The organism is Leifsonia shinshuensis (genome assembly GCF_022606355.1).
Taxonomy (GTDB): Bacteria; Actinomycetota; Actinomycetes; order Actinomycetales; family Microbacteriaceae; genus Leifsonia; species Leifsonia shinshuensis_B.
In genome coordinates this window covers 664,209-688,226 of sequence record NZ_JAHHZQ010000004.1, presented here as the reverse complement: position 1 = coordinate 688,226, position 24,018 = coordinate 664,209, and the positions used below count along the sequence as shown (strand labels likewise).

24 protein-coding genes and 1 tRNA gene are annotated in these 24,018 nt (G+C 69.6%); 13 read left to right on the top strand and 12 right to left on the bottom strand.

The features are described 5' to 3' along the window. Positions 1-107 precede the first annotated feature (107 nt). Positions 108-1,220 (bottom strand): peptide chain release factor 2, encoded by a 1,113-nt coding sequence (prfB, locus tag KNO15_RS18610; RefSeq protein ID WP_241705284.1) that lies wholly within the window; start codon positions 1,218-1,220, stop codon positions 108-110. A 60-nt stretch (positions 1,221-1,280) separates the two neighbouring features. Here prfB and KNO15_RS18605 point away from each other — a divergent pair, with 60 nt between their 5' ends. From KNO15_RS18605 to KNO15_RS18585, 5 genes are all read left to right on the top strand, one after another. Beyond that, positions 1,281-2,561: an MFS transporter gene (locus tag KNO15_RS18605; protein ID WP_241705283.1), complete on the top strand. Its 1,281-nt coding sequence runs from the start codon at positions 1,281-1,283 to the stop codon at positions 2,559-2,561. Positions 2,562-2,617: 56 nt separating this feature from the next. Then, positions 2,618-3,655 (top strand): LLM class flavin-dependent oxidoreductase, encoded by a 1,038-nt coding sequence (locus KNO15_RS18600; RefSeq protein ID WP_241705282.1) that lies wholly within the window; start codon positions 2,618-2,620, stop codon positions 3,653-3,655. 27 nt (positions 3,656-3,682) lie between these two features. Continuing rightward, positions 3,683-3,764 (top strand) — tRNA-Leu (locus KNO15_RS18595). Positions 3,765-3,871: 107 nt separating this feature from the next. Beyond that, positions 3,872-4,981, top strand: a complete 1,110-nt coding sequence (locus KNO15_RS18590) for an acyltransferase family protein (RefSeq protein WP_278046577.1) — start codon at positions 3,872-3,874, stop codon at positions 4,979-4,981. Continuing rightward, positions 4,981-5,700, top strand: a complete 720-nt coding sequence (locus tag KNO15_RS18585; protein WP_374113186.1) for a DedA family protein — start codon at positions 4,981-4,983, stop codon at positions 5,698-5,700. Before KNO15_RS18590 ends, KNO15_RS18585 begins: the two co-directional genes overlap by 1 nt. A gap of 29 nt (positions 5,701-5,729) precedes the next feature. Here the strand turns inward: KNO15_RS18585 and KNO15_RS18580 are convergent, their stop codons facing one another. The 4 genes from KNO15_RS18580 to murI form a co-directional block, all read right to left on the bottom strand. After that, the gene (locus tag KNO15_RS18580) at positions 5,730-6,632 is read right to left on the bottom strand and encodes a cation diffusion facilitator family transporter (RefSeq protein ID WP_241705280.1); all 903 of its coding nucleotides are present in this window, start codon (positions 6,630-6,632) and stop codon (positions 5,730-5,732) included. A gap of 101 nt (positions 6,633-6,733) precedes the next feature. Then, positions 6,734-7,330 carry an RdgB/HAM1 family non-canonical purine NTP pyrophosphatase gene (rdgB, locus tag KNO15_RS18575; RefSeq protein ID WP_241705279.1) on the bottom strand — a complete coding sequence of 199 codons (597 nt, stop codon included), beginning with the start codon at positions 7,328-7,330 and terminating at the stop codon, positions 6,734-6,736. Next, complete coding sequence (gene rph, locus KNO15_RS18570; protein WP_241705278.1) at positions 7,330-8,085, bottom strand: ribonuclease PH; 756 nt, start codon at positions 8,083-8,085, stop codon at positions 7,330-7,332. Before rph ends, rdgB begins: the two co-directional genes overlap by 1 nt. A gap of 53 nt (positions 8,086-8,138) precedes the next feature. Continuing rightward, entirely contained in the window at positions 8,139-8,957 is an 819-nt protein-coding gene (murI, locus tag KNO15_RS18565; protein ID WP_241705277.1) for a glutamate racemase, read from the bottom strand. A 44-nt stretch (positions 8,958-9,001) separates the two neighbouring features. Between murI and KNO15_RS18560 the strand changes: the two genes are divergently transcribed. Then, entirely contained in the window at positions 9,002-10,324 is a 1,323-nt protein-coding gene (locus KNO15_RS18560; protein ID WP_241705276.1) for a nicotinate phosphoribosyltransferase, read from the top strand. Positions 10,325-10,354: 30 nt separating this feature from the next. On the opposite strand, the gene KNO15_RS18555 is transcribed toward KNO15_RS18560, so the two are convergent. The 3 genes from KNO15_RS18555 to KNO15_RS18545 are packed head-to-tail and all read right to left on the bottom strand — an operon-like array spanning position 10,355 to position 13,248. Continuing rightward, on the bottom strand, positions 10,355-10,633 hold the full coding sequence (locus KNO15_RS18555) for a DUF3039 domain-containing protein (RefSeq protein ID WP_241705275.1): 279 nt from the start codon (positions 10,631-10,633) through the stop codon (positions 10,355-10,357). 51 nt (positions 10,634-10,684) lie between these two features. Then, positions 10,685-12,226: a hypothetical protein gene (locus tag KNO15_RS18550; RefSeq protein WP_241705274.1), complete on the bottom strand. Its 1,542-nt coding sequence runs from the start codon at positions 12,224-12,226 to the stop codon at positions 10,685-10,687. An 11-nt stretch (positions 12,227-12,237) separates the two neighbouring features. Continuing rightward, a complete protein-coding gene (locus KNO15_RS18545) occupies positions 12,238-13,248 on the bottom strand; it encodes an ABC transporter ATP-binding protein (protein WP_241705273.1) in 1,011 nt (336 codons plus the stop codon). Between the two features lie 395 nt (positions 13,249-13,643). Here KNO15_RS18545 and KNO15_RS18540 point away from each other — a divergent pair, with 395 nt between their 5' ends. The 6 genes from KNO15_RS18540 to KNO15_RS18515 all read left to right on the top strand — a co-directional run bounded on the left by KNO15_RS18540 (position 13,644) and on the right by KNO15_RS18515 (position 17,916). Next, positions 13,644-14,336 (top strand): phosphocholine cytidylyltransferase family protein, encoded by a 693-nt coding sequence (locus KNO15_RS18540; RefSeq protein WP_241705272.1) that lies wholly within the window; start codon positions 13,644-13,646, stop codon positions 14,334-14,336. Positions 14,337-14,439: 103 nt separating this feature from the next. Next, entirely contained in the window at positions 14,440-15,324 is an 885-nt protein-coding gene (locus KNO15_RS18535) for an ABC transporter permease (protein WP_374113183.1), read from the top strand. 1 nt (position 15,325) lies between these two features. Further along, positions 15,326-16,060 (top strand): ABC transporter ATP-binding protein, encoded by a 735-nt coding sequence (locus KNO15_RS18530; protein ID WP_241705271.1) that lies wholly within the window; start codon positions 15,326-15,328, stop codon positions 16,058-16,060. Between the two features lie 137 nt (positions 16,061-16,197). Further along, on the top strand, positions 16,198-16,515 hold the full coding sequence (locus tag KNO15_RS18525; protein WP_241705270.1) for a hypothetical protein: 318 nt from the start codon (positions 16,198-16,200) through the stop codon (positions 16,513-16,515). Positions 16,516-16,639: 124 nt separating this feature from the next. Beyond that, positions 16,640-16,939, top strand: a complete 300-nt coding sequence (locus KNO15_RS18520; protein ID WP_241705269.1) for a helix-turn-helix domain-containing protein — start codon at positions 16,640-16,642, stop codon at positions 16,937-16,939. Positions 16,940-17,001: 62 nt separating this feature from the next. Next, positions 17,002-17,916 (top strand): hypothetical protein, encoded by a 915-nt coding sequence (locus KNO15_RS18515; RefSeq protein ID WP_241705268.1) that lies wholly within the window; start codon positions 17,002-17,004, stop codon positions 17,914-17,916. Here the strand turns inward: KNO15_RS18515 and KNO15_RS18510 are convergent. From KNO15_RS18510 to KNO15_RS18495, 4 genes are all read right to left on the bottom strand, one after another. After that, entirely contained in the window at positions 17,913-18,794 is an 882-nt protein-coding gene (locus tag KNO15_RS18510) for a glycosyltransferase family 2 protein (RefSeq protein ID WP_241705267.1), read from the bottom strand. The two genes, KNO15_RS18515 and KNO15_RS18510, sit on opposite strands and share 4 nt — an antisense overlap. Next, positions 18,787-19,605 carry a CDP-alcohol phosphatidyltransferase family protein gene (locus KNO15_RS18505; RefSeq protein WP_241705266.1) on the bottom strand — a complete coding sequence of 273 codons (819 nt, stop codon included), beginning with the start codon at positions 19,603-19,605 and terminating at the stop codon, positions 18,787-18,789. Before KNO15_RS18505 ends, KNO15_RS18510 begins: the two co-directional genes overlap by 8 nt. Before the next feature lie 2 nt (positions 19,606-19,607). After that, on the bottom strand, positions 19,608-20,651 hold the full coding sequence (locus tag KNO15_RS18500) for a glycosyltransferase family 2 protein (RefSeq protein WP_241705265.1): 1,044 nt from the start codon (positions 20,649-20,651) through the stop codon (positions 19,608-19,610). Between the two features lie 134 nt (positions 20,652-20,785). Then, positions 20,786-22,624, bottom strand: coding sequence for a S1C family serine protease (locus KNO15_RS18495; protein WP_241705264.1), 1,839 nt, complete (start codon positions 22,622-22,624; stop codon positions 20,786-20,788). 179 nt (positions 22,625-22,803) lie between these two features. On the opposite strand from KNO15_RS18495, the gene KNO15_RS18490 reads away from it, so the two are divergent. Continuing rightward, positions 22,804-24,000 carry a pyridoxal phosphate-dependent aminotransferase gene (locus KNO15_RS18490; RefSeq protein ID WP_241705263.1) on the top strand — a complete coding sequence of 399 codons (1,197 nt, stop codon included), beginning with the start codon at positions 22,804-22,806 and terminating at the stop codon, positions 23,998-24,000. The last annotated feature ends 18 nt before the right edge of the window (positions 24,001-24,018 follow it).

Sequence of the window (24,018 nt, the reverse complement as noted above, 5' to 3'; positions counted from 1 at the left end):
GAGACTAAGCAACACTTCCACGATCCACAGTAGCGACATGCCCGCGCGCCGCAAGCCTGACAGTCGCCGCAACGCGCGCTATGAACGGAGGGCGCCGGCCCGGTGGGTCAGTCGTCGTCCTTGGATCCCGCACGCCAGCGGATGCCCGCGGCGATGAAGCCGTCGAGGTCGCCGTCGAAGACCGAGGCGGGGTTTCCCGACTCGTATCCGGTTCGGAGGTCTTTCACCAGCTGCTGGCCGTAGAGGAAGTAGGAGCGCATCTGGTCGCCCCAGCTGGCCGTGATGGTGCCGGCGAGCTCTTTCTTCTTCGCGGCCTCCTCCTCTTTCTGCAGCAGGAGCAGTCGGGTCTGCAGCACCCGCATGGCGGCCGCGCGGTTCTGGATCTGCGACTTCTCGTTCTGCATCGACACGACGATGCCGGTCGGGAGGTGGGTGATGCGCACGGCGGAGTCGGTCGTGTTGACCGACTGACCACCCGGGCCCGACGAGCGGAAGACGTCGACGCGGATGTCGCCTTCCGGGACCTCGACGGCCGTCGCCTCCTCCATCAGCGGGATGACCTCGACCGCGGCGAACGAGGTCTGGCGCTTGTCGGCCGAGCCGAACGGGCTGATGCGGGCGAGCCGGTGCGTGCCGGCCTCCACCGAGAGGGTGCCGAAGGCATAGGGGGCGTCGACCTCGAAGGTGGCCGACTTGATCCCGGCGCCCTCCGCGTACGAGGTGTCCATGACCTTGACCGGGTACTTGTGCTGCTCCGCCCAGCGCAGGTACATGCGCATCAGCATCTCGGCGAAGTCGGTGGCGTCGTCACCGCCCGCTCCGGAGCGGATCGTGACGATCGCCGCGCGCTCGTCGTACTCGCCGCTGAGCAGCGTCTGCACCTCGAGGTCGCCCAAGGTCTTCTGCAGGGCCTCCAACTCGGTGCGCGCCTCGGCGGCGGACTCCTCGTCGTCGCCCTCGTTGGCGAGTTCGACGAGCACCTCGAGGTCGTCGAGACGACGCTCGACCGAGGTGATGCGGCCGAGCTCCGCCTGCCGGTGGCTCAGTGCGCTGGTCACCTTCTGGGCGTTCACCGTGTCGTCCCAGAGGTCGGGCGCCCCGGCCTGCTCGCTGAGGTCGGCGATGTCGGCGCGGAGCTTCTCCACATTCACGACGGCGACGATGTCGGCGAGAGTCGAGCGGAGGTCCGCGATCTGCGGGGAGAGGTCAAGTTCGATCATGGCGTCCTCCAGCCTACCGGCCGGGGCACGCCGACCCGACAGTTGTACTGTGTTAAGCAAATGACTTCCGACGAGCGCCCCTTCTCCTTCCGCGCCGTCGCTCTCGCCGCCTTCCTGCCCACCCTGCTGTTCTCGATCGGCGAGGGCGCGATCATCCCGATCATCCCGATCGCCGCGGGCAACCTGGGAGCCACGCTCGCCATGGCCGGCTTCATCGCCTCGATGCTGATGCTGGGCGAGCTCGCCGGCGACATCCCCAGCGGTTGGGTGGTCTCGCGCGTCGGCGAGCGGTCGGCGATGATCGGCGCGGCGGCCGTCGCCGTCGCGGGGGTGGTCGTCTGCCTGCTCTCGCCGAACTACTGGGTCCTCCTGGTCGGCATCTTCGTCGTCGGTCTCGCCACCGCGGTGTTCGCGCTCGCCCGGCACGCCTTCATGACGACCTACGTCCCCGTCCGCTACCGGGCGCGGGCGCTGTCGACGCTCGGTGGGATCTTCCGGGCCGGCTGGTTCATCGGGCCGCTCGTCGCCTCCGGCGTGATCGCGCTGACCGGCTCGACCCAGTCGGTCTTCTGGATCTTCATCGTCAGCTGCCTCGGCTCTGTCGTCGTGCTGCTGGCGCTGCCCGATCCCGAGCGCATGTTCGGCCGGCCCCTCACCTCCCCCGGGCCCGACGGCGAGCCGCTGACGGCCGGCGAGGAGGACGCGGACGAACGCACCAGGGGGCTGTTCTCGACCATCTGGGCGTTCCGCGGCGTCCTGGCGCGGATGGGCTCCGGGATCTCGCTCGTCGCCGCCGTCCGCTCCGCGCGGACCGTCCTGCTCCCGCTGTGGGCGGTCTCGATCGGCCTCAGCGAGTCGAACACCGCCCTGATCATCGGCATCGCCGGTGCGGTCGACTTCGCCCTGTTCTACGCGAGCGGACAGCTGATGGACCGATTCGGCCGGATGTGGAGCGTCGTCCCGTCCATGCTCGGGCTGGGCATCGGCTTCCTCGTGCTGGCGTTCAGCCACGACCTGCCCGGCGCCGTCGCCTGGTACATCGGCGTCTCGCTCTTCCTCGCGTTCGCGAACGGCATCGGATCCGGCATCATCATGACGCTCGGCGCCGACCTGGCGCCGAAGGACGCTCCCGCCGCCTTCCTCGGCGCCTGGCGGTTCACCGGCGACGCCGGGCAGGCGGCGGCTCCGCTCGTCGTCTCCCTGCTGACCGGCCTGGTGTCGATCGCGTTCGCGAGCGGCGTGATGGGACTGCTCGGCCTCCTCGGTGCCGGGTTGCTCGCCCGGTTCATCCCCCGCTACCTCCCGCGGCGTCCCCGAACCACCGACGGCCTGACGGAATAGCGTTCCTGCCGGTACAGTTCGATTCGTATGCATACGCATCGAGCAGGAGGACGGGCATGGCCGCACGGCTGGAGATCGGGATCGACACGTTCGGCGACGTGACGCTGGACGAGGACGGCACACCGCTCCCCCACGCGCAGGTGCTGCGCAACGTCGTGGCGGAGGGCGTCCAGGCCGACCAGGCCGGGCTCGACTTCATCGGGATCGGCGAGCACCACCGCCGTGACTTCTCGGTGTCGGCACCCGATGTCGTGCTCGCCGCCATCGCGGGGCAGACCGAGCGCATCCATCTCGGGTCGGCCGTCACCGTGCTGAGCTCGGACGACCCCGTCCGGGTCTTCGAGCGGTTCGCGACCCTCGACGGCGTCTCCGGAGGCCGCGCGGAGGTCATCCTCGGCCGCGGCTCGTTCATCGAGTCGTTCCCGCTCTTCGGGTTCGACCTGGCGCAGTACGAAGAGCTCTTCGACGAGAAGCTCGACCTCTTCGCGGCCCTCCGGACGCAGGAGCCCGTGACGTGGAGCGGGGCGCTGCGGCCTCCGCTCACCGAGCAATCGGTCTTCCCCCCGGTCGAGCACGGGCTGCTGAAGACCTGGATCGGCGTCGGCGGGAGCCCGGAGTCGGTGGTCAGGGCCGCACGCTACGGCCTCCCGCTCATGGTCGCGATCATCGGCGGAGGCCCGATGCGGTTCCAACCGCTCACCGAGCTGTACCGGAAGGCGTTGGAGCAGTTCGGAGCCGACCTCACCCTGCCGATCGGCGTGCACTCCCCCGGCTTCGTGGCCGAGACCGACCAGGATGCGAAAGACCTGCTCTGGCCGCACTGGGAGGCCATGACCAACCGGATCGGCCGGGAGCGCGGCTGGCCGCCGGCTACCCGCGCACGATTCGAGCACGAGGCTGCAGAGGACGGCGCGCTCGTCGTCGGCTCCCCCGAGACGGTGGCCCAGAAGATCGCCTATGCGGCCCGCGGCCTGGGACTGAGGCGGTTCGACGTCAAACTCAGCAACGGGACGCTCGGGCACGACCACATCATGCGGGCGATCGACCTGCTCGGCCGCGAGGTGGCCCCGCGCGTGGATGAGCTATTGTCGTAGCCGCGCGGCGGTTCACCGCAGCGCGCCGCGGGAGTGGTGAAACTGGCAGACACGCAGGATTTAGGTTCCTGTGCTTCACAGCGTGAGGGTTCGAGTCCCTTCTCCCGCACCGCATGAACACCTGGGTGAAATAGGCGGGCGCGAGCGCTTCGCAGCACCGAGTGGGCCCGACAACACAATAATGTTTCAGACATCAATCCTGAGTTTGGGAGAAGGATGTCTGGCGCTGCAACGTCCGTTCGGCTCACTTCGACCAAGGATGCCTCGATCGAGACCCTTCGAGGACTTGCGTGCATCCTCGTCGTGATGGCGCACTCGCCCGGCGTCGGCCTGGTCGCCCTCGAGTACGCCGACGATCCGTGGAGGTTCGGCCTGGACCTGCTCGCGTATCTGCGAATGCCGCTGTTCACCTTCCTGTCCGGCTACGTGTACGCGATACGCCCCGTCGCGACGGGGGCGTCGCCGATTCGGTTCCTCCGAGCGAAGACGCGGCGCCTCCTCCTGCCGATGCTCGTCGTCGGCACGGTCTACATCCTCACGGTCGGTCTGATCCCCGGATGGTCGACCGGCGGCCTGCGCCCCCTGTGGGTGTGGCACATCATCCCGGTCATGCACTTCTGGTTCATCTGGGCGATCTTCTGGTGCTTCCTCGCGATCGCCTTCCTCGACGCGCGCGGCTGGCTCTCCCGCCGAGCGTGGATGCTCACCGCGATCGGCGCGATCTTCGTCGCCTCCTCCCTCCTGCCCAAGGGTCACTACACGCCCGCCTCGATCCTGGGAGCCCTCTACCTGTCGTTGTTCTTCTTCGCGGGCATCGCGTGCCGGCGATTCGACTGGCGAGGAGCCCGGCGGTGGTGGCACGCGCTCGCCCTCGGCGGCTTCGTGCTCGCCTTCGGCACCACAGTGGTCCTCAACGTCCTCGGCGCACCGCCATCCGCGGATGGCTGGTTCGGCAATCTCGCCGGAGTCCTGTTCTGTCTGCTGCTCGTGCTCGTGCGCGTCTCGTCCCGCCCACTCCAGTGGATCGGCGCCCACTCGTACGCGATCTTCCTGCTGCACTTCTTCTTCATCCAGGGGTGTCGATCGCTCCTGGACGCGCTCGGGATCCACGACGTGACGTTCTCGATCCTGTCGACGACGATCGTCGCGCTGTTCGGCTCGATCGCACTGGAGCGGCTGTTCCGGATGACGCGCGTGACCAGGTTCCTCATCCTCGGACAGCGCTGGACGCCGCGCTCGTCAACGCCCGCGCATTCGCACGGTACGTCCAGCCCGCCCCCACTAAACTCAGCACGTCCGCATACCGAACGAATTGGAGACCCGTGATGATGCACGCCGGCCTCATCCCCTGGCTCGACCCGCACACGATCATCTCCGCTGCAGGTCCGTGGGCTCTGCTCGTGGTGTGCGGCATCGTCTTCGCCGAGACCGGGCTCCTCGTCGGTTTCCTGCTCCCGGGAGACACCCTGCTGGTGATCTCCGGCCTGCTGACGCACAGCGATCACCCCGTTTTCGGCATCGACATCTGGTGGGTATGCCTCGCGATCGCGTTCGCGGCGTTCCTGGGTGGCGAGGCCGGCTACCTGATCGGCCACAAGGCGGGTCCACGCATCTTCGAACGCAAAGAGACCGGTCTGTTCAGCATGGAGAACGTGCGCCGCACCAATGCGTTCTTCGACCGCTTCGGAGCGCTCGCCGTGATCCTCGCCCGCTTCGTCCCGATCGTGCGCACGTTCGCCCCCGTCGCCGCCGGCGTCGGCCACATGAACTACAAGAAGTACTCGCTCTACAACGCCATCGGCGCTCTGATCTGGGGTGCGGGCCTCACCTTCTTCGGCTACTTGATCGGCTACATCCCGCCCGTGGCCTCGTTCGTCTCGAGCTACATCGACGTCATCCTCATCGGGGCGGTCGTCCTCACGCTCATCCCGACCCTGTTCCACTACTTCCAGTCGATGCACAAGGCGAAGAAGAAGCGCCTCGAAGCGGCAGCCGCAGCGGCCGCCGCAGCGGCGACCGAGCCGCGCCCCACTCCCGACGTCTGATGTCCTGACGCCCGAACGGCGTCACTGCATCAGCGGTGCAGTTCGTCCTCGTGGGCGGCGTGCTCGGCCGGTTCCAGCTGGAACGTGGAGTGCTCGACATCGAAGTGCGCCGACAGGCACCCCGACAGCTCGTCCAGTAGCTTTCCCGTTCCTCCCGACCGGAACACCCCCGGCTCCACGACGACGTGGGCGGTGAAGACCGGAGCTCCTGACGTGATCGCCCAGACGTGCACATCGTGCACCGCGACGACGCCGGCCGTGCCCAGGATGTGGTCGCGGATCTCGGCGACATCCGTGTCGGCCGGCGCAGCCTCGCTGAGCACCCGCACCACGTCGCGCAGAAGCAGCACCGCGCGCGGCACGATGAAGGCGGCGATGAGGAGCGAGGCGATCGCGTCGGCGGCCTGGAAACCCGTGACCATGATCACGACGGCGGCGACGATGACGGTGACGGACCCGATCAGGTCACCGAAGACCTCCAGGTAGGCGCCGCGCATGTTGATGGAGTGACCGGCGGACGGCCGCAGGAGGAGCAGCGCGCCGAAGTTGGCGACGAGGCCGATGGCGGCGACGACCAGCATCGGCCCCGACTGCACTTCCGCCTCGCCGGAGACGAGCCGCCCGATGGCGCCGATCGTGACGAAGACCGCGACGACCACGAGGATGAGCCCGTTGATCAGCGCTCCAAAGACCTCGGCGCGCCGGAAACCGAAGGTCTGGCGGTCGGTTGCGGGGCGCGCGGCCACGATCGTGGCCATCAGCGCCACCACGAGCCCGGTGAGATCGCTCAGCATGTGGCCGGCGTCGGCCAGCAGCGAAAGCGATCCGCTGAGCCACGCACCGAGGGCCTCCACGACGAGCACCACAGCGACGATGCCGATGGCGATCAGCAGTCGGTTGCGGTTGGCGGAGTGCCCGTGATCGTGACTCATGATTCTTCTACGGTATGTCGAAGTCGGCGCCGCCCGCCAGCGATCCCGCTAGATAGGAATGAGTGCCGTTCTCATTCTCAGTCGACGCCCAATGGGGCGGTTCAGCCGGCCGCCACGAGCTCTTTCAGCGCGGGGACGATCGCGGCGAAGGCACGCGAACGGTGGCTCTCGGCGTTCTTCACCTCGGGGCCGAGCTCTGCCGCTGTCGCGTCGTGTCCCTCCGGCACGAAGATCGGGTCGTAGCCGTGCCCGTGCGATCCTGCCGCCTCCCGAGCGATCCGCCCCGGCCAGACGCCTTCGACGACGGTCGTGGCGCCCGCCGGTGTCACCAGCGCCAGCGTCGCCGTGAAATGCGCGCCCCGCGTGCCGTCCGGGAGGTCGGCGAGCTGATCCAGCAGGAGGCTCAGGTTGGCCTGAGCATCGCCGTGCCGTCCCGCCCAGCGTGCAGAGAAGATTCCGGGGGCTCCGCCCATGGCGTCGACGCAGATGCCGGAGTCGTCCGCGAGGGCGGGCAGGCCGGTGTGCGCCGCGGCCGCACGCGCCTTGATCAGGGCGTTCTCGGCGAACGTCACGCCGTCCTCCACCGGCTCGGGACCGTCGTACCCGACGATCTCGAGGCCGGGGACGGCGTCGCCGAGAATCTGCTGGAACTCCAGTGCCTTGTGACGGTTGTGCGTGGCGAGGACGACGCGCACCATCAGCCCTCGATGCCGAGCTCGGAGGAGGCGAGCGCGGCGGCCTGCACCTCGGCCAGCTGCGACGTGCCGGCGAGCGCGAGGTCGAGCAGCGCGTCGAGCTCCCTGCGGTCGAAGGGCGCGCCCTCCGCCGTGCCCTGCACCTCCACGAACAGGCCGCGGCCGGTGACGACGACATTCATGTCGGTCTCGGCGCGCACGTCCTCCACGTAGGCCAGGTCGAGCATCGGCTCACCGTCGATGATGCCGACGGAGACAGCGGAGACGGAGTCGATCAGCGGGGTGGCCTTCTGGCCGATGAAACGATGGTCGCGCCCCCACTCGAGCGCGTCGGCCAGCGCGACGTACGCACCCGTGATCGCCGCAGTGCGGGTGCCGCCGTCGGCCTGCAGCACGTCGCAGTCGATGACGATCGTGTTCTCGCCGAGCGCCTTCATGTCCACCGCCGCGCGGAGGCTGCGGCCGATCAGCCGGCTGATCTCGTGCGTGCGGCCGCCGATCCGCCCCTTGACCGACTCGCGGTCCATGCGCTCGTTCGTCGAGCGGGGCAGCATGGCGTACTCGGCGGTCACCCAGCCGCGGCCCTTGCCGGCCATCCAGCGCGGCACTCCGTTGGTGAACGACGCCGTGCACAGCACGCGCGTGTTGCCGAAGGAGATCAGCGCGGAGCCCTCCGCCTGACGGCTCCAGCCGCGCTCGATGGTCACGGGGCGCAGCCCGTCGGGCGTGCGGCCGTCGGCACGGGTGGTCTCGGTCACGGTTGTCTCCTCGGAGGGTCGGTGATGGTCGTGATCGGGCCGGCTGGCCGCGGTCACTGCGGGAGGTCGATCACGCCGGTCTGCACCAGGTCGACCCGGTAGATCTCCGGGCCGATGAAGCGGTGCGCGAGGCGCAGGAAGTAGTCGGCGTCGAGGCCGGTCGCCTCGTAGCGGATGGTCGGCGGCGTGGACTCGCGACGTTCGAGGCCTCCGCTCACCAGCGTGCGGTAGACGTCCTTGGCCGTCTCCGTGTCGCTCGAGACGAGCGAGACGCCCTCCCCCATGACGTAGGAGATGGCGCCCTTGAGGAAGGGATAGTGGGTGCAGCCGAGCACGAGGGTGTCGACGTCGGCGTCGCGGAGCGGCTGGAGGTACTCGGCAGTGACCCGCAGCACCTCGTCTCCGCTGGTGATCCCGGCCTCGACGAACTCGACGAAGCGCGGACAGGCCTGCGTGAACAGCTGCAGCGACGGCGCGGCGGCGAATGCGTCCTCATAGGCGCGCGACGAGATCGTGCCCGCCGTGCCGATCACGCCGACGCGGCCGGTGCGAGTCGCGGCGACCGCGCGCCGGACGGCCGGCTGGATGACCTCGACCACCGGGACCGAGTAGCGCTCCCTCGCGTCGCGGAGCATGGCGGAGGAGGCCGTGTTGCACGCGATGACCAGGAGCTTCACGCCCTGGTCGACCAGGAAGTCGAGAACTTCGAGTGAATAGCGGCGCACATCGGCGATCGACTTGGGACCGTACGGCGAGTGAGCGGTGTCGCCGACGTAGAGAAGGGACTCGTTCGGGAGCTGATCGCGGATGGCTCGGGCGACGGTGAGCCCGCCGACCCCCGAGTCGAAGATCCCAATCGGCGCATCCGTCACAGCAGTCAAGCCTACCCGCCCGGGCCCGAAGCTAAGGTGGAGCCGTGACCGAGTCCTCTGCGCCGTCGTCCGCGCTCCTGACCGACCGTTACGAGCTCACGATGCTCGACGCCGCCCTGCTCGACGGGACGTACGACCGCGAGTGCGTCTTCGAGGCGTTCACCCGGCGCCTCCCCGCCGGTCGGAGGTACGGGATCCTCGCGGGGACGGGACGGCTGCTCGAGCTCATCGACCGGTTCCGCTTCGGCGACGACGAGCTGGAGTACCTGCGCGACAACCGGGTCGTGCGGCAAGAGACGCTCGACTGGCTCGCCGACTACCGGTTCTCCGGAACGATCCGCGGCTATCGCGAGGGCGAGGTGTTCTTCCCCGGCTCGCCGTTCCTGATCGTCGACGCGCCCTTCGCCGAGGGGGTGATCCTGGAGACGCTGATCCTGAGCGTCTTCAACTACGACTCGGCCGTGGCCTCCGCCGCCGCCCGCATGGTCACCGCAGCCGGCGGGCGCCCGATCGCCGAGATGGGTTCGCGCCGTGCGAGCGAGCGCAGCGCTGTCGCCGCGGCCAGGGCAGCGTATGTCGCGGGCTTCAGCGCGACGTCCAATCTGGAGGCCGGCCGCACCTGGGGCGTGCCCACCATGGGCACGGCCGCGCACGCGTTCACGCTGCTGCACGACAGCGAGGAGGACGCCTTCCGTGCCCAGGTCGCCGCGATGGGACCCGGAACCACCCTGCTGGTCGACACCTTCGACGTGGAGAAGGCGATCGAGACCGCGGTCCGGGTGGCCGGTCCTGGGCTCGGGGCGATCCGGCTCGACTCGGGCGACCTCCCGAACCTCGTGCGCCGGGTGCGCGATCAGCTCGACCGGCTCGGGGCGACGGAGACGCGCATCACCGTGACCAACGACCTCGACGAGTTCACCATCGCCGCGCTGTCCTCCTCCCCCGTCGACAGCTACGGCGTCGGCACCTCGGTCGTCACCGGGTCGGGCTCACCGGCGTCGGGGATGGTCTACAAGCTGGTCGCCCACCGCGAACGCGACGGCGACGGCGAGTGGGTCGCTGTCGCCAAGAAGTCGGACGGCAAGCCGAGCATCGGCGGCCGCAAGCACCCGGTTCGCCGGCTGGACTCAGACGGCCGAGCTGTGGCCGAGGTGGTGCACATCGTCGAGGCGGGCGGCACGCCCGACGACACCGGGCGCGACCTCCTGGTCCCCCTGATCACGGACGGCGAGCTCCACCGCGAGCACCTCGGGGCGGAAGGCGCTAAGCGCGCGCGGGAGCACCGTGAGGCAGCGATGCGGGAACTGCCCGATCAGGCCTTCCGACTGGGCCGCGGCGACCCGGTGCTGCCGACGATCTTCGCCTGAGCGGGTCCGCGTCGCAGCTCGGCCGGGCGACTACTCGTCGCGCAGCTTCTCGTAGATCTCCTTGCAGGTGGGGCAGACCGGGAACTTCTCCGGGTCGCGACCCGGAGTCCACATCTTGCCGCAGAGCGCCTTCACCGGCTTGCCGGTCATCGCCGACTCGAGGATCTGCTCCTTCTTGACGTAGTGCGAGAAGCGCTCGTGGTCGCCGGGCTCGGAGATCTGCGGAGTCTCCAGGAGCTCGCGCTCCAGCGTGCTGAGGCCGCCGCCTCCGGGCTCTCCGCCCGGCTCGAGGATGCTGGCGTCGTTCATCGTCCCAGTCTAAGCGTGTGCGGCGCAGCCGGGTGCGCCGGAGGCGGACCCTCAGTCGTTGCGGTTGGCGAACGCCATCAGCTCGGGGCCGCGCTTGTCGAAGAGCCGCGAACCCGCCCAGACACCGCCGCCGAGCGCGGCGAAGCCCACCAGCACCGAGACCACGGGCGAGATGCCCAGCCAGAACGGGTTCACCGTCAGGCCGAGCGCCAGGAAGACGATCGCGGGCGATGCGAGGATCACGATGGCGAAGAAGCTCAGTGCCTGGGCGAGCGCCGACGACGCGCCGGACGTCTGGGGCTGCGTGAACGCGCTGTCGCCCGGCTTGGTCGCCGGGTACGGGAAGAGCACGGAGAACATGCTCGACAGCCCCAGGCCGATGACCAGGATGGAACCGCACAGTGCAGCGACCGCAGGCAGCACCGCCCAGTCGCCGAAGACGGCGGCGGTGACCACCGACCCGACGGCGATCACCGGGATGCCCACCAGCACCGGGGGGAACATCCGGCCGAGCCGGTCGGCGAAACCGCGCGTGCCCGACACCAGGTGGAGCCAGATCGCCGTGCTGTCGAATGCGATGTCGTTGTGGATCGTCCAGCCCAGGAACAGGCACACCAGAGGGAGCGGCACGAGCGAGGCGAAGTGGAGAGGCAGTCCGCCCAGGGTGAGGGCGACGATCACGAAGACCGGGATCACCGGGATCATCACCAGGGCGACCCAGTAGCGCGCGTCACGTCCCCAGTAGGTCATCGATCGTGCTGCGATCGCCGCGGTCGGGCCTCCCGGGAGTCGGCCGAACCAGCCGAGGCCGTGATGCTCGCGCACGTGCGCTTCGCGCTCCGGCGCGACGACGACCAGCGTGACGAGGGCGCGCCAGACGAGCCAGAGCACGGCGACGGTCGCCACGGCGATGAGGAACTGGACGAACGCGGCTCCGCCGGCGCCGTCCGCCGCAGCGCCGGGCATGCTCCAGACGGCACCGAGCGGCGTCCACTGCAACCAGCCGGCGAAGCCGTTGAGGGTGCCGAGGCCGTCGCGGCCCCAGTCGACCGTCAGCAGGAGGAGCAGCACCGGCGCGATCAGCACGAGCACCAGGATCGCGACGACGCCGCCGGCCTCCTTCGACCTCCGCGACGAGACGAACAGCGACGCGATGGCGGTGGAGATCCGCGAGGCGAGCACGCATGTCGGCACCACGATGATCGCAGACAGCACTGCGAGCAGCGCCGCTCCCGGATCGCGCGACCACGTGATCACGGTCGCGAGCGTGCACACGAAGAGCACGACGGCGGGAATCCCGATCAGCCCGGACAGCGCGAGCGCGACGGCGAGCCGGCGATCGGGGATGCCGAACAGCGCGAACTTGCGCGGGTCGAGGGTGTCGTCGATGCCGAACAGCAGCGGCAGCAGCAGGAAGCCGGCCACGACGATCGAGCCGATCACGACCAGGACGCTGTGCACGTCGGCGACGACGGGGGCGAGGCGGGCCGCCACCAGCGCCCCGATGACCAGCACCACCGTCACGACGCCGTAGGCGAGCCCCAGAGTCAGGCCGAAGATCTGCCAGGGGCTGCGCCGGAAGGCGTTGCCCATCAGGCGGAGTTTCAGTCCGAGAAGCTGTGCAACCACTCCATGCCTTCCGCTGCCTTGCGCCCGCCCGCGAGCTCGACGAACCGCTCTTCGAGGGTCTGCTCCCCACGGACCTCGTCGATCGTGCCTGCGGCGAGGACCTTGCCGCGCACGATGATCGCGACGCTGTCGCACACGCGCTGGATCATGTCCATGCCGTGGCTGGACAGCACGACGGTTCCGCCGGCGGCGGTGTAGCGCTGCAGGATGTCGATGACGTTGGCTGCCGAGACCGGGTCGACGGACTCGAAGGGCTCGTCGAGCACGAGCAGCCGGGGCGAGTGGATCATCGCGGCCGCGAGCGCGATCTTCTTCGTCATGCCCGCCGAGTAATCGGCCACCAACCGGTCGAGGGCGTCCTCGATGCCGAAAGCGACGGCGAGGTCGGACGTGCGCGCGCGCACCGTCTTCGCCGAGAGGCCGCGGAGGGTGCCGGCGTAGTGGAGGAACTGCGCGCCGGTGAGGCGGTCGAACAGCCGCAGCTTGTCGGGCAGGACCCCGATGACGTGCTTGGCGCGCACCGGCTCGGTCCACACGTCGACGCCGTGGACGACGATGCGGCCCTCGTCGGGGCGCAGAAGGCCGGTGATCATCGACAGCGTGGTGGTCTTGCCCGCGCCGTTGGGGCCGACGATGCCGTAGAAGGAGCCCTCGCGCACGTCGAGCGAGACGTCGTCGACAGCCACGATCTGGCCGTAGTGCTTGCTGAGCCCGTGGACGGCGAGCACGCTCGGGCGCGTGTCGACGACCGGCTCGGGGGCTGCGGGGGGCTCGGCCGAGGGCGGCGCCTCGGAGGCGGAAGGCCCTCCGGCAGTCGCCGCGCCTTTCGGCGTGCGGGGCTTCGCGGGCGCCGCGCGCTTGCGCGGAGTCGGGGTACGTGTGCTGGAGGCGGCGGAGGCCGCCGCCGTCGTCGGCTGCACTCGTTTGCGGACGGGCCGCGGCACAGGCGGCGCCTGCTCCGCTCCGGTCTCTGTGGCCTCTGCCATCGGCTCCCCCTCGTCGCTCCCCCGCGGTTCGGGCACATCGGTCTCCGGTTCGGTACGGCCGGGTTGCGCGCGCTCGGAACTCACCACGCCACCGTACCAAGACAGCAGAGGTTGCGTACCCCCCGGCGGGTCACCGGGGGACATCTGCACGCCTAGGAATCACCTGTGAGGAACATAACGACCAGACAACAACAGAGGTCAACCCCTGCCCCCGCACGAGGGGCGCCGGTATTCTGGCGGAGGCATGAAGGCGTGTCGAAACACGTAAAGCGCGAATGAACGCCCGGGGAACGCTCCGGGCGGAGCGGTCAGGCGCCGGATGCCACCGCTCCCTGCACAGCACGCAGACGGCTGCACAGCCACTCAACGTTCAGCGCGGATTCAAGGAGATGATTGTGACGACCCAGGTAGTGATCCTCGCAGCAGGCATGGGCAGCCGTCTCGGGCGGAGCCTTCCGAAGCCGCTGACCGAGCTGAACGACGGCCGCACCATCATGCAGCAGCAGTTCGACAACATCCACGCCGCCTTCGGCAAGGACGTCACGGTCACGATCGTCGTCGGCTACAAGCTGGAGCACATCATCGAGGCGTTCCCCGACGCCGAGTTCGTCTACAACGAGCAGTACGACCAGACCAACACCTCCAAGAGCCTCATGCGCGCCCTGCAGGCGTCCGGCCCCGGCGGCGTGCTCTGGATGAACGGCGACGTCGTCTTCGACCCCGCAGTGCTCGTGCGTGCCGCGGCCACGGTCGCCCGCGACCAGACCTTCGTGACCGTCAACACCTCGTCGGTCGCCGACGAGGAGGTCAAGTACACGACCGGCCCCGAGGGCTACATCCACGAGCTCTCCAAGACCGTCAAGGGCGGTCTGGGCGAGGCCGTCGGCATCAACTACGTCTCCAGCACCGACAAGGCGGCCCTGCTGCGCCAGCTGCAGCGCGTCGCCGACCAGGACTACTTCGAGCGCGGCATCGAGCTGGCGATCGGCCACGACCGCATGCTCGTCGAGCCTGTCGACATCTCCGACCTCTACGCCATCGAGGTGGACTTCCAGGAGGACCTGGAGCGCGCGAACCTCTTCGTGTAGTCGGCTGTCCGCGTCATCGACCGTTCGCCTCGCGGCCCGATCACGTGGTCCGGAGCGCGGCGTGATGCGAACACGCAGCCTGCGATCAATACGATAGGTTCCCGTGACCAGTACCTCCGCCGACCTGCGTCCTGCGCAACGGACGCGCTTCGCGCGCTATCGCCACTCCCTGTGGCTGCTGACGCTCCGCGACCTCCGCGTCCGATACTCGACCAGCGCGCTCGGATACCTGTGGTCGATCCTCGACCCGCTCGTCATGAGCGCGATCTACTGGTTCGTCTTCTCGGTCATCTTCCACCGCACCGTCGGTGAGAACCCCTACATCGTCTTCCTGCTCGCCGCCCTGCTGCCGTGGATGTGGTTCAACGGCGCCGTCTCGGACAGCACGCGCGCGTTCATCCGCGAGGCGAAGCTCATCCGCTCGACGATGATCCCGCGCACGATCTGGGTGAACAGGATCGTCGCCTCCAAGGGCATCGAGTTCCTGCTGTCGCTGCCTGTGCTGGCGATCTTCGCGATCGCCACGGGGGCGCCGGTGAACGTCGACATCCTGCTGTTCCCGCTCGCGATCCTCATCCAGATCGTGCTGACCGTGGGCGTCGGTCTCATCGTCGCCCCCCTCGTCGTGTTCTTCCGCGATCTGGAGCGGGCGGTCAAGCTCGCCCTGCGGTTCCTCTTCTATGCGTCGCCGATCATCTACAGCGCGCGCGATCTGCCCGGCGGCTGCGGAGCGGGCATCGCGGCCAAGCACTGCGCCGCGTACGTGGCCGCCCACCCCGGCGCACAGACCGAGACGCTGTTCTCGCTGCACTTCTGGTCGGCCTTCAACCCGCTGACCGGCATCTTCAGCCTCTATCGCGCCGCGTTCTTCCCCGAGGAGCTGGACTGGTTCCTGGTCATCATGGCCGCGGTCATGTCGCTGCTTCTGCTCGGCATCGGCTGGCTGGTGTTCACCCGCTTCGAGCGCGACGTCCTGAAGGAGATCTGAGGTGGGACCCGTCATCGACGTCGCCGGCCTCGGCGTGCGATTCAAGCGCAACCGCGGAGCGCGGAGGTCGTTCAAAGACCTGTTCAGCTCGCGGCAACGCCGCTCACGTCCCGACGACTTCTGGCCGCTCCGCGACGTCACGTTCCAGGTCGAGCCCGGCGAGGCCATCGGTGTGGTCGGGCGCAACGGCCAGGGCAAGTCGACGCTGCTGAAGCTCGTCGCCGGAGTGCTGCTGCCCGACGAGGGCTCGGTGCGGGTCACGGAGGGCGTCGCCCCGCTGATCGAGATCACCGGCGGCTTCGTCGACGATCTCACCGTCCGGGACAACGTGTTCCTGACCGCGGGGCTGCACGGCATGACCAAGCCGCAGATCGAGGCCCGGTTCGACGAGATCATCGAGTTCGCCGAGATCGGCGACTTCGTGGACACACCGTACAAGCACCTCTCCAGCGGGATGAAGGTGCGCATCGCCTTCTCGGTGATCGCGCAGTTGGAGGAGCCCGTGCTGCTGGTCGACGAGGTTCTCGCGGTGGGCGACCGCTCGTTCCGCGAGAAGTGCTACGCGAAGATCGAGGAGCTGCTCGCGGGCGGCCGCACCATGTTCTTCGTGTCGCACAACGAGAAGGACCTGCGACGGTTCTGCGCCAGAGGGCTTTACCTCGACAAGGGCGCACTGGTGTTGGACGGCCCGATCGACGACGTTCTCGACCTCTACAACAAGGACTACGGCAGCTGACGAAGCCCCGGTCAGAGGCACTTTTCTCCTGCGCGGAAAGTCCTCCACAGAAAGAATTCCGGCGAGTTGTCCACGGAAAGGGTCTCTAGGCCCGATTTCGCGGTTCGAGCGTCGGAGGGGGTGGCTACTTTTGGCGCATGAAACACGTTCGGAACCTTCGCAGCCCCCTCGCCCCGCTCCGGCCCCGACGCTTCGCCTACCGCGTGCCGTGGACCGTCGATCGCAGCGGCGCTCCGCATTTCCGGCTCGTCAACACCAGTTCAGACGAGCTGCGTGGAGTCACTGTCAGCATCGCGGGCAGCGCCTCGCTGCGGGTGAGCTCGCCCTCGTCCATCCGCCCCGGCGAAGCGGTGCGAGCGAGCCTGCACGGCGGTGACGCCGCCCGCGACACGCTCCTCGTCGTGCGCTGGTTCCCTCCCGACGGCCGGGAGTACCTCTGGCAGGTGAGCTTCTGAGCTGCTGGTGGCGGCCGCGTCGCAGTGGCCGCCACCAGCATTTTGTGCCCTCTCCGCCTCAGGCACTCGCGCCGACGTATCGATCGCTCTGGTCCGGGAATGCCCGACCGGATAGTCATGAATCATGAATCACTCGATGTCGCCCGCTGCAACGCAGCTCGGCGAGAAGGTACGCCGCGCACGGATCGAACTCGGCCTCAGCCAGGAGAACATCGCCGAACTCGCACAGATGCACGTGACCAACTACGGCAAGATCGAACGCGGCATCGCCAATCCCAGCCTCGTGACCATCCTCCGGATCGCCAGCGTCCTCGGCACCGACGTGGCGACCCTCACCGCGGGGCTGTCCCGTGACGACCTGCCGGCGGAGTTCGAGGTGCTTCCGGCCGCGGACTTCCTGCGCGAGCGCGATCGTCGGCGCTGACGCACTGCAGAAGTGTCGCGTCCACTCCGGAGCGTCCGCGAGGAGGCCTACACTCGGTAAGGATGGCCAAGCGACCCCAGCCCTTCGTGTCCCCGACCGGCGGACCGCCCCGTGGCGGAGACACGCCGCGCGCCGTGGACGCGACCCTCGACCGCTTCCTCGGCATCCACCGCCCGGCTGTGCTCGCACACCTGCGCAGCCTCCGGCGGCGGCACCCGGAGGCATCCGCCGCTGAGCTGGCCACGATCCTCGAGCGGCGCTACCTCGCTGCCGTGACGACCGGCGGCGCGGCCGTCGGGGCGACAGCGGTGATCCCCGCGATCGGAACCGGCATCACCCTCGCCCTGTCCGGGCTGGAGACGGCCGGGTTCCTGGAGGCGACAGCGCTCTACGCGCAGTCGCTCAGCGAACTGCACGGCATCGCCGTCGACGACCCCGCACGTGCCCGAGCTCTCGTGCTCACCATGATGCTCGGCCGCGAAGGCTCCGACCTGGTGCGCCAGCTTGCCGGCCAGGTCACCGGCGCGGGCGTGACACGCACGGCGTACTGGGGCGAGCTGGTCACGACCACCCTCCCGTCGATGGTCGTCGGCCCTCTGGTGGATCGCCTGCGCGGCGCGTTCGTCCGGCAGTTCGCCGTCCGGGGCGGCGCCTCCATCCTCGCCCGTGCGATCCCCTTCGGCATCGGCGCCGTCGTCGGCGGGACGGGCAACAACATCCTGGGCCGACGCGTCGTCGCCAACTCCCGGCTGGCGTTCGGCCCCGCGCCGCTGGTGATCCCCGCTGCTCTCACGCCGGCGGACGGGCCCGGCGCCCTCCAGCGGCTCGGCAGCAGCACCGGCCGCCGGGTCGTCCGCGCCGGCAGCGCGCTCGGCGCGTTGCCCGGCAGGATCGTCCGTCGAGACAGGTCGCGCCGGCTCGGCGTTGCGCCGGCCGCCGTCGACGGTCCCGCGGCGCCCGCGGAGCTCGACGACTAGACGATCGGCGGACGTCCCGCCAGGGTCATCCGCGCGACGGTCCGCCACCGGATGGGCCGCCGCTCCCCCGGGTCGGACCGCCATCCTTCGCGCCAGCCGCCGAACCAGGCGCTCAGGACGGCCGGCTTGCGGAACCACCGCAGCAGCTGGATGCCCGTCCACGACCCGACGTAGACCGGCACGAGCACGCCGGGGAGGTTGCGGCGCGCGAGCCACACCCGGTTCCGGGCGTTCAGGCGGTAGTAGTACGAGTGCCGGGTCGGCGAGACGGCCGGATGCTCCGCGACGAGGTCGCCGGCGTACCAGACCCGCTTGCCCTGATCCCAGACGCGCCAGGCGAGCTCGATGCCCTCGTGCGCGTAGAAGAACGGGTCGGCCCAGCCTCCCGCACGCTCGAAGACTTCGCGCGGCAGGACGATGACGGCCTCCAGTACCGAGAACACCACCGAGGATCGCTCCGGCTCGCCCTTGCGGATGCGCGGAATCCACCGGCGAGGAGACGGCTTGCCGTCGCGGGCGCGCAGGCGCGGCTGGATCATCCCGATGCTCGAGTCGCTGCGCAGCAGATCGATCGCGTCGCGCAGGAACGTCGGCGACGGGATGTCGGCGTCGTCGTCGAGGAACAGCAGGTACTCCCCCTCCACCAGCGGGACGCCCTGATTGCGCCCGGCCGGGATGCCGAGGTTCTCGGGCAGTGCGAGCGTTCCGACACCGGCCGGCAGTGCCGGCGCGGCTGTGGCGGGATCCCAGCCGTTGCCGACGACCACCACCTCGGTGCGCACCCCCTCCTGGCGGAGGACGGACTCCACGCCGCGTACGAGGTCGTGCGGCCGGGTGCCCTGCGTGAGCACCACGACGCCGACCGTCGGGTCAGCCACGGACCCGCTTGGAGGTCATGATCGCGACGAAGTGGCCGATGGCCGCCAGCACCGCCAGCGGCACGAGCACCGAGAGCAGGATGCGGTCGGCGAGCGTCGCCCCGATGAAGAGCCCGACGATCGAGAAGACGAAGATCATGATGGTGAGCTCGACCGAGTGGTAGAGACGGTGGAACGGCACGAACCGGGCCGCCTTGCGCAGTCGGGCGATCACACCGTGGGTGGGTGCGTAGGCGGCCTGCGTGTCGGCGAGCTTGGGCAGGCCGGCGTTGGCCCGCGCCACGCGGACCATGTCGTTGAGCGCCTTGTTGAGCACGATGACGAGAGCGAGCAGTGTACCGAGGTTCGTCCACAGGAAGTCCTGCGGAGCCTCGAACGGATAGCCGGCCGCCCGCACGCCCAGCGCGATGGCGATGAGCGTCTCCGTCGTGTAATGGCCGACGTTGTCGAGGAAGATTCCGGCGGGCGAGGACGTCTTGCGCCAGCGGGCGACCTCCCCGTCGCAGCAGTCGATGAGCATCTGGAGCTGTCCGAGCACCAGGGCGAGCGCCGCGCCACCGATGCCGGGGATCAGCAGACTGGCTGCGGTGGCCCATCCGGTGAGGATCATGAGGCCCGTGACGCCGTTGGCCGAGATGGAGGTCTTCAGCAGGAACCAGGTGAGATATGGCGACAGGTTGCGCAGGTACAGCGACGCCGTCCAGTGCTCCGCGTTGCGGCGTCCGCGCACCTCGGGCGGCTGCGCGACCGCCTTGAGCTCCGCGATCGACGTCGGCCGCGCTCCGTGCGCTGCGGGTCCGGCTGCTGACATGCCTACCTTCCGGTGTGTGCGGTGATGTTCCTGGTGAGCGAGAGATATCCGAGGATGAACCCGATCCCCCAGCTGAAATGGATGCACGGCAAGACTACGAGAAACCAGAGGAACGACGAAAAGCCGTCGCGGCGCCCCCAGACCAGCGCCGACGCGACGACGATCAGCAGATAGGCGGCCGGGATCGCGAACGCCCACAGCAGCCACGGGCTCGCCCCGAGGATCGCCTGGAGCACACCGCCGAGCCCGAGCAGCACGCCGATTGCGACGCCGAGCACCATCACCGGCGGCGCGAAGTAGCGCAGGCCGTTGGAGGCGGGGAACCGCCGCGCCAGCTCGCCGCGCCAGATCCCCGTGGAGAAGAACTGTCGCGCCAGCCGGTAGAGGTTGGGGCGCGGCCGGTAGACCACGCGCAGCCGAGGGGTGAACCACACGGTGCCGCCGGCCTGGCGGATGCGGCGGTTGAGCTCCCAGTCCTGACCGCGCTTGATCTCCTCGTCGAAGAGGCCGACCTCCAGGAGCCGATCGCGATCGAAGACGCCGAGGTACACCGTCTCAGCGGGGCCGGCCGTCCCGCCGACGTGCAGCTTCGTCCCGCCCAGCCCGACGCGGCTACCGTAGGCGCGCGCGACGGCACGCTCGAACGGGGTCGTGCCCTGCGCGTCCATGAGGCCGCCGACATTGTCGGCGCCGGTCTCGAGGATGGTCTCGACGGCGATGCGCGCGTAGTCGGACGGGAGGACGCTGTGGGCGTCGACCCGGATCACCACCGGATACCGGGACTCGCGGATGGCGAGATTCAGCCCGGCGGGGGTCGAGCCGACGACGTTGTCGACCACACGGATGCGGGAGTCGACCGACGCCAGCTCGGCGACGAGCTCCGTCGTGCCGTCGATGCTGGGGCCGAGCGCGATCGTGACTTCGAACGGTCCGGCGTAGTCCTGCGCGAGGAGGCTGTCCACCGCCGCCCGCACATGGGTCGCCTCGTTGAGGACCGGCATCACGTAGGACACACCGGGGAGGGTGTTCACGCTGTCGTCCGGCATCTGATCCATTCGTCGTTCGGGCCTCGCCGAGCTTAGCAGCCGGGAATGGCAGCGCCCCGGGCGGGGAACGCCGCGCCCGTACGGCGGAAGGCCGCCCCGCGCTGCGGGGCGGCCTTCCGTCGGTGTCGTACGACTCAGCTGGCGGGAAGCGAGCCGAGGGTGACCGTCGTGGTCTTGGTCTGACCGTCGCGGAGGTACGTGACGTCCGCCTTGGAACCGGCGGCCAGCGCCCGGACCTGCGCGGTCAGGTCGGTGGCGTCGGTGATCGGGAGGCCGTTGAAGTTGACGATCACGTCGCCCGCCTGCAGGCCGGCGCTCGCCGCCGCCCCGCCCGACGTCACCGACTTGACCGACGCTCCGACCGTGGTCGCCTTGCTGTCGCTGCTCGCGTCGCCGACCGAGGCCCCGAGGAGGCCGTGGGTGGCCGACCCGTTCTTGATCAGCTCGTCGGAGATGCGCTTGGCGACGTTCGACGGGATCGAGAACCCGACGCCGATGCTGCCGGACTGGCTGCCGCTGGAGCTGCTGCCGCCCGCGCTCGCGATGGCGACGTTGATGCCGATCAGCTGGCCCTTGCTGTCGAGCAGCGCGCCGCCCGAGTTGCCCGGGTTGATCGACGCGTCCGTCTGGATGACGGGGAGCGAGATCGTGCCCTGGCTCTGGCCCTGCTGCGACGAGCCGCCGCCCTGGTTCGGGAAGTCGAAGTTGAACGGGTTCTGCGAGCTTCCTCCGCCGTTGCCGTCGCTCGACTTGGGGGCCGCCGAGGACGCGATGCTGATCGAGCGGTTGAGCGCGCTGACGATGCCGTCGGTCACGGTGCCGGAAAGACCGAGCGGGGCGCCGATGGCGACCGTGGTGTCGCCGACGTTGAGCTTGCTGGAGTCGCCCCAGGTGATCGGGGTCATCCCGCTCGCTCCGTCGAGCTTGATCACCGCGAGGTCGGTGGTCGGGTCGGTGCCGACGATCTTGGCGGTGTAGATCTTGCCGTCGTTGTCGGTGACGCTGATGCTGACGTTGGACGCGGCGCCGTCGAGGGTCACGACGTGGGTGTTCGTGAGGATGTAGCCGTCCGAGGACAGGACGACGCCGGAACCGGTGCCGCCTTCGCTGGAGGCCGTGACCGAGATGGTGACGACGCTCGGCGACGCCTTCGCGGCGACCGCGGTCACGGTGGTGGCGTTGTTGGCGTCGTTGACCGTGATGTTCTGCGGGCCGGACACGGTCTTGATGGTGGCGTTGCTGCCCGTCGCGGAGTAGAGGCCGATCCCGGCTCCCGCGCCGGCGACGCCGCCGATGAGCGCGCCGATCGCCAGCGTCGCGATGATCAGGCCGGTGTTGCGCTTGCGGGGCGCCTTCTCGGCGGTGGCCGTGCCCGGCGCGGCCAGGTAGGGCGGCTGCTGGCCGGGGTGCTGCTGAGCGTACGGAGCCTGACCGTAGGCGTTCGGCTGACCGAACGAGCCGTTGCCGTAGTTCGGCTGCGGCGCCGCCGGCTGGCCGTAGGGCTGCGGGGCCACGGGCTGGGTCGGCTGCGTCTGGTTCGGCTGCGTCTGGTTCGGCTGGGCCTGGTTCTGCTGGGCCTGGTGAGCGGCGGGCTGCGCGACGCCGGGCTGGGGAACGGTCGGCTGCTGCGCCGTCGGCTGCTCACCCGTGGGGGCGCCGCCCTGAGCGGCGGGAGCGGTCCAGCCGTGGTCGGCGGCAGGTGCCTGGGACTCGACCGAAGGCTGGGGCTGGGCGGGAGCCACGGGCTGCGCTGGCACCTGCGGCTGGGCGGGAACCTGCGGCTGGGCCTGTGCCTCGGCGGGAACCTGCGTCTCGGCAGGAACCTGCGCCTCGGCAGGGGCCTGCGGCTGTGCGGCGGCCGGGGCCTCCGCGGGGGCAGGGGTGGGCTGCGCAGCGCCGGCATCCACGACCGCTTCGGTCTCGGCGTCGTTCTGGGGCTTCGCGGGGTCCGGGTTGATCGGAGTGTCGGTCATGGTGTGGTGCTCCTTCCAAGCACTAGACAGCTTGGGATGCCAACCTGAGCGTTCTATTTGCGGGTCCTGTGGGCGACCTTCCGCCTCCCGATGACTCTCCACAACGTACCGAATGCAAGCGGTGTGAGGGAGACCCTCGCCTGCCCTAGCCTGGTCAGGGGCACGACGAGAGGGCGACGATGACGGTATCCGGAGGGTGGCGCGCGGCCGCCAGGGGCGCCGGCCTGCTGGGAACGGACGGCACGGTGCGCCCGACGATCTTCGCCGAGATGAGCGCCCTCGCCGTGCGCACCGGCGCGATCAATCTCGGGCAGGGCTTCCCCGACGAGGACGGCCCCGATGTGGTGCTCGATGCGGCTGTCGCCGCCATCCGCGACGGTGTCAATCAATACCCGCCCGGCATCGGCATCCCGCAACTGCGCCAGGCCGTGGCCGACCACCAGCGCCGCTTCTACGGGCTGGAGGTCGACCCCGACCGTGAGGTCCTCGTGACGGCCGGCGCAACGGAGGCCATCGCCGCGACACTCCTCGCGCTGCTCGAGCCGGGTGACGAGGTGGTCACCTTCGAGCCGTTCTACGACGAGTACGGCGCGGTGATCGCACTGGCCGGCGGTGTGCACAGGACCGTTCCGCTGGAACCGCCCGCGTTCCGGCCCGACTTGGACCGGCTGCGCAGCACCGTGACCGACCGGACGCGCGTCATCCTGGTGAACACTCCGCACAACCCGACGGGGGCGGTGCTCGACCGCGAGACGCTGCAGACAGTGGTCGACCTCGCCGAGCGCCACGACGCGATCATCGTGACCGACGAGGTGTACGAGCACCTCACCTTCGGCCCTCAGCACATCCCGATCGCCACGCTCGACGGCGCGCGCGAGCGGACCGTGACGATCTCCTCCGGAGGCAAGACGTTCAACACCACGGGGTGGAAGGTGGGCTGGCTCACCGCGCCCGCGGAACTGGTGACGGCCGTCCTCGCCGTCAAGCAGTTCCTCACCTACGTGAACGGCGCACCGTTCCAACCGGCGATCGCGGCGGGACTCGCGCTGCCGGACGAGTTCTTCGCCGGGATCGCCGCCGCCCTCGCCCACAAGCGCGACGTGCTCTCGGCCGGCCTGCGGGCCGCCGGGTTCGAGGTGCATCCGAGCGACGGGACGTACTTCGTCGTCGCGGACGCCGCTGGGCTCGGGCACCGCGACGCTGTGGAGTTCTGCCGCCGACTCCCCGAGCTCGCGGGAGTCGTGGCCGTACCGCTCGCCGCCTTCTGCCGCGACGATTACGCCGCCCGCACCGCGTCGCTCGTGCGGTTCGCCTTCTGCAAGCGAGTGGAGGTGCTCGAGGAGGCCGCCGGCCGGCTGGCCGCGTTGCGCTCATGAGCGCGCCGAGGCAGGCTG

Excerpts from the sequence above, each read along its gene's own strand:
- prfB (WP_241705284.1), bottom strand. The coding sequence starts at position 1,220 with ATGATCGAACTTGACCTCTCCCCGCAGATCGCGGACCTCCGCTCGACT.
- KNO15_RS18505 (WP_241705266.1), bottom strand. The coding sequence starts at position 19,605 with ATGTCAGCAGCCGGACCCGCAGCGCACGGAGCGCGGCCGACGTCGATC.
- KNO15_RS18515 (WP_241705268.1), top strand. The coding sequence starts at position 17,002 with ATGGCCAAGCGACCCCAGCCCTTCGTGTCCCCGACCGGCGGACCGCCC.
- KNO15_RS18550 (WP_241705274.1), bottom strand. The coding sequence starts at position 12,226 with ATGGGCAACGCCTTCCGGCGCAGCCCCTGGCAGATCTTCGGCCTGACT.
- KNO15_RS18525 (WP_241705270.1), top strand. The coding sequence starts at position 16,198 with ATGAAACACGTTCGGAACCTTCGCAGCCCCCTCGCCCCGCTCCGGCCC.
- KNO15_RS18520 (WP_241705269.1), top strand. The coding sequence starts at position 16,640 with ATGAATCACTCGATGTCGCCCGCTGCAACGCAGCTCGGCGAGAAGGTA.
- KNO15_RS18590 (WP_278046577.1), top strand. The coding sequence starts at position 3,872 with ATGTCTGGCGCTGCAACGTCCGTTCGGCTCACTTCGACCAAGGATGCC.
- KNO15_RS18495 (WP_241705264.1), bottom strand. The coding sequence starts at position 22,624 with ATGACCGACACTCCGATCAACCCGGACCCCGCGAAGCCCCAGAACGAC.
- KNO15_RS18585 (WP_374113186.1), top strand. The coding sequence starts at position 4,981 with ATGATGCACGCCGGCCTCATCCCCTGGCTCGACCCGCACACGATCATC.
- KNO15_RS18555 (WP_241705275.1), bottom strand. The coding sequence starts at position 10,633 with ATGAACGACGCCAGCATCCTCGAGCCGGGCGGAGAGCCCGGAGGCGGC.
- KNO15_RS18500 (WP_241705265.1), bottom strand. The coding sequence starts at position 20,651 with ATGCCGGACGACAGCGTGAACACCCTCCCCGGTGTGTCCTACGTGATG.
- rdgB (WP_241705279.1), bottom strand. The coding sequence starts at position 7,330 with ATGGTGCGCGTCGTCCTCGCCACGCACAACCGTCACAAGGCACTGGAG.
- KNO15_RS18545 (WP_241705273.1), bottom strand. The coding sequence starts at position 13,248 with ATGGCAGAGGCCACAGAGACCGGAGCGGAGCAGGCGCCGCCTGTGCCG.
- KNO15_RS18490 (WP_241705263.1), top strand. The coding sequence starts at position 22,804 with ATGACGGTATCCGGAGGGTGGCGCGCGGCCGCCAGGGGCGCCGGCCTG.
- KNO15_RS18580 (WP_241705280.1), bottom strand. The coding sequence starts at position 6,632 with ATGAGTCACGATCACGGGCACTCCGCCAACCGCAACCGACTGCTGATC.
- KNO15_RS18600 (WP_241705282.1), top strand. The coding sequence starts at position 2,618 with ATGGCCGCACGGCTGGAGATCGGGATCGACACGTTCGGCGACGTGACG.
- KNO15_RS18605 (WP_241705283.1), top strand. The coding sequence starts at position 1,281 with ATGACTTCCGACGAGCGCCCCTTCTCCTTCCGCGCCGTCGCTCTCGCC.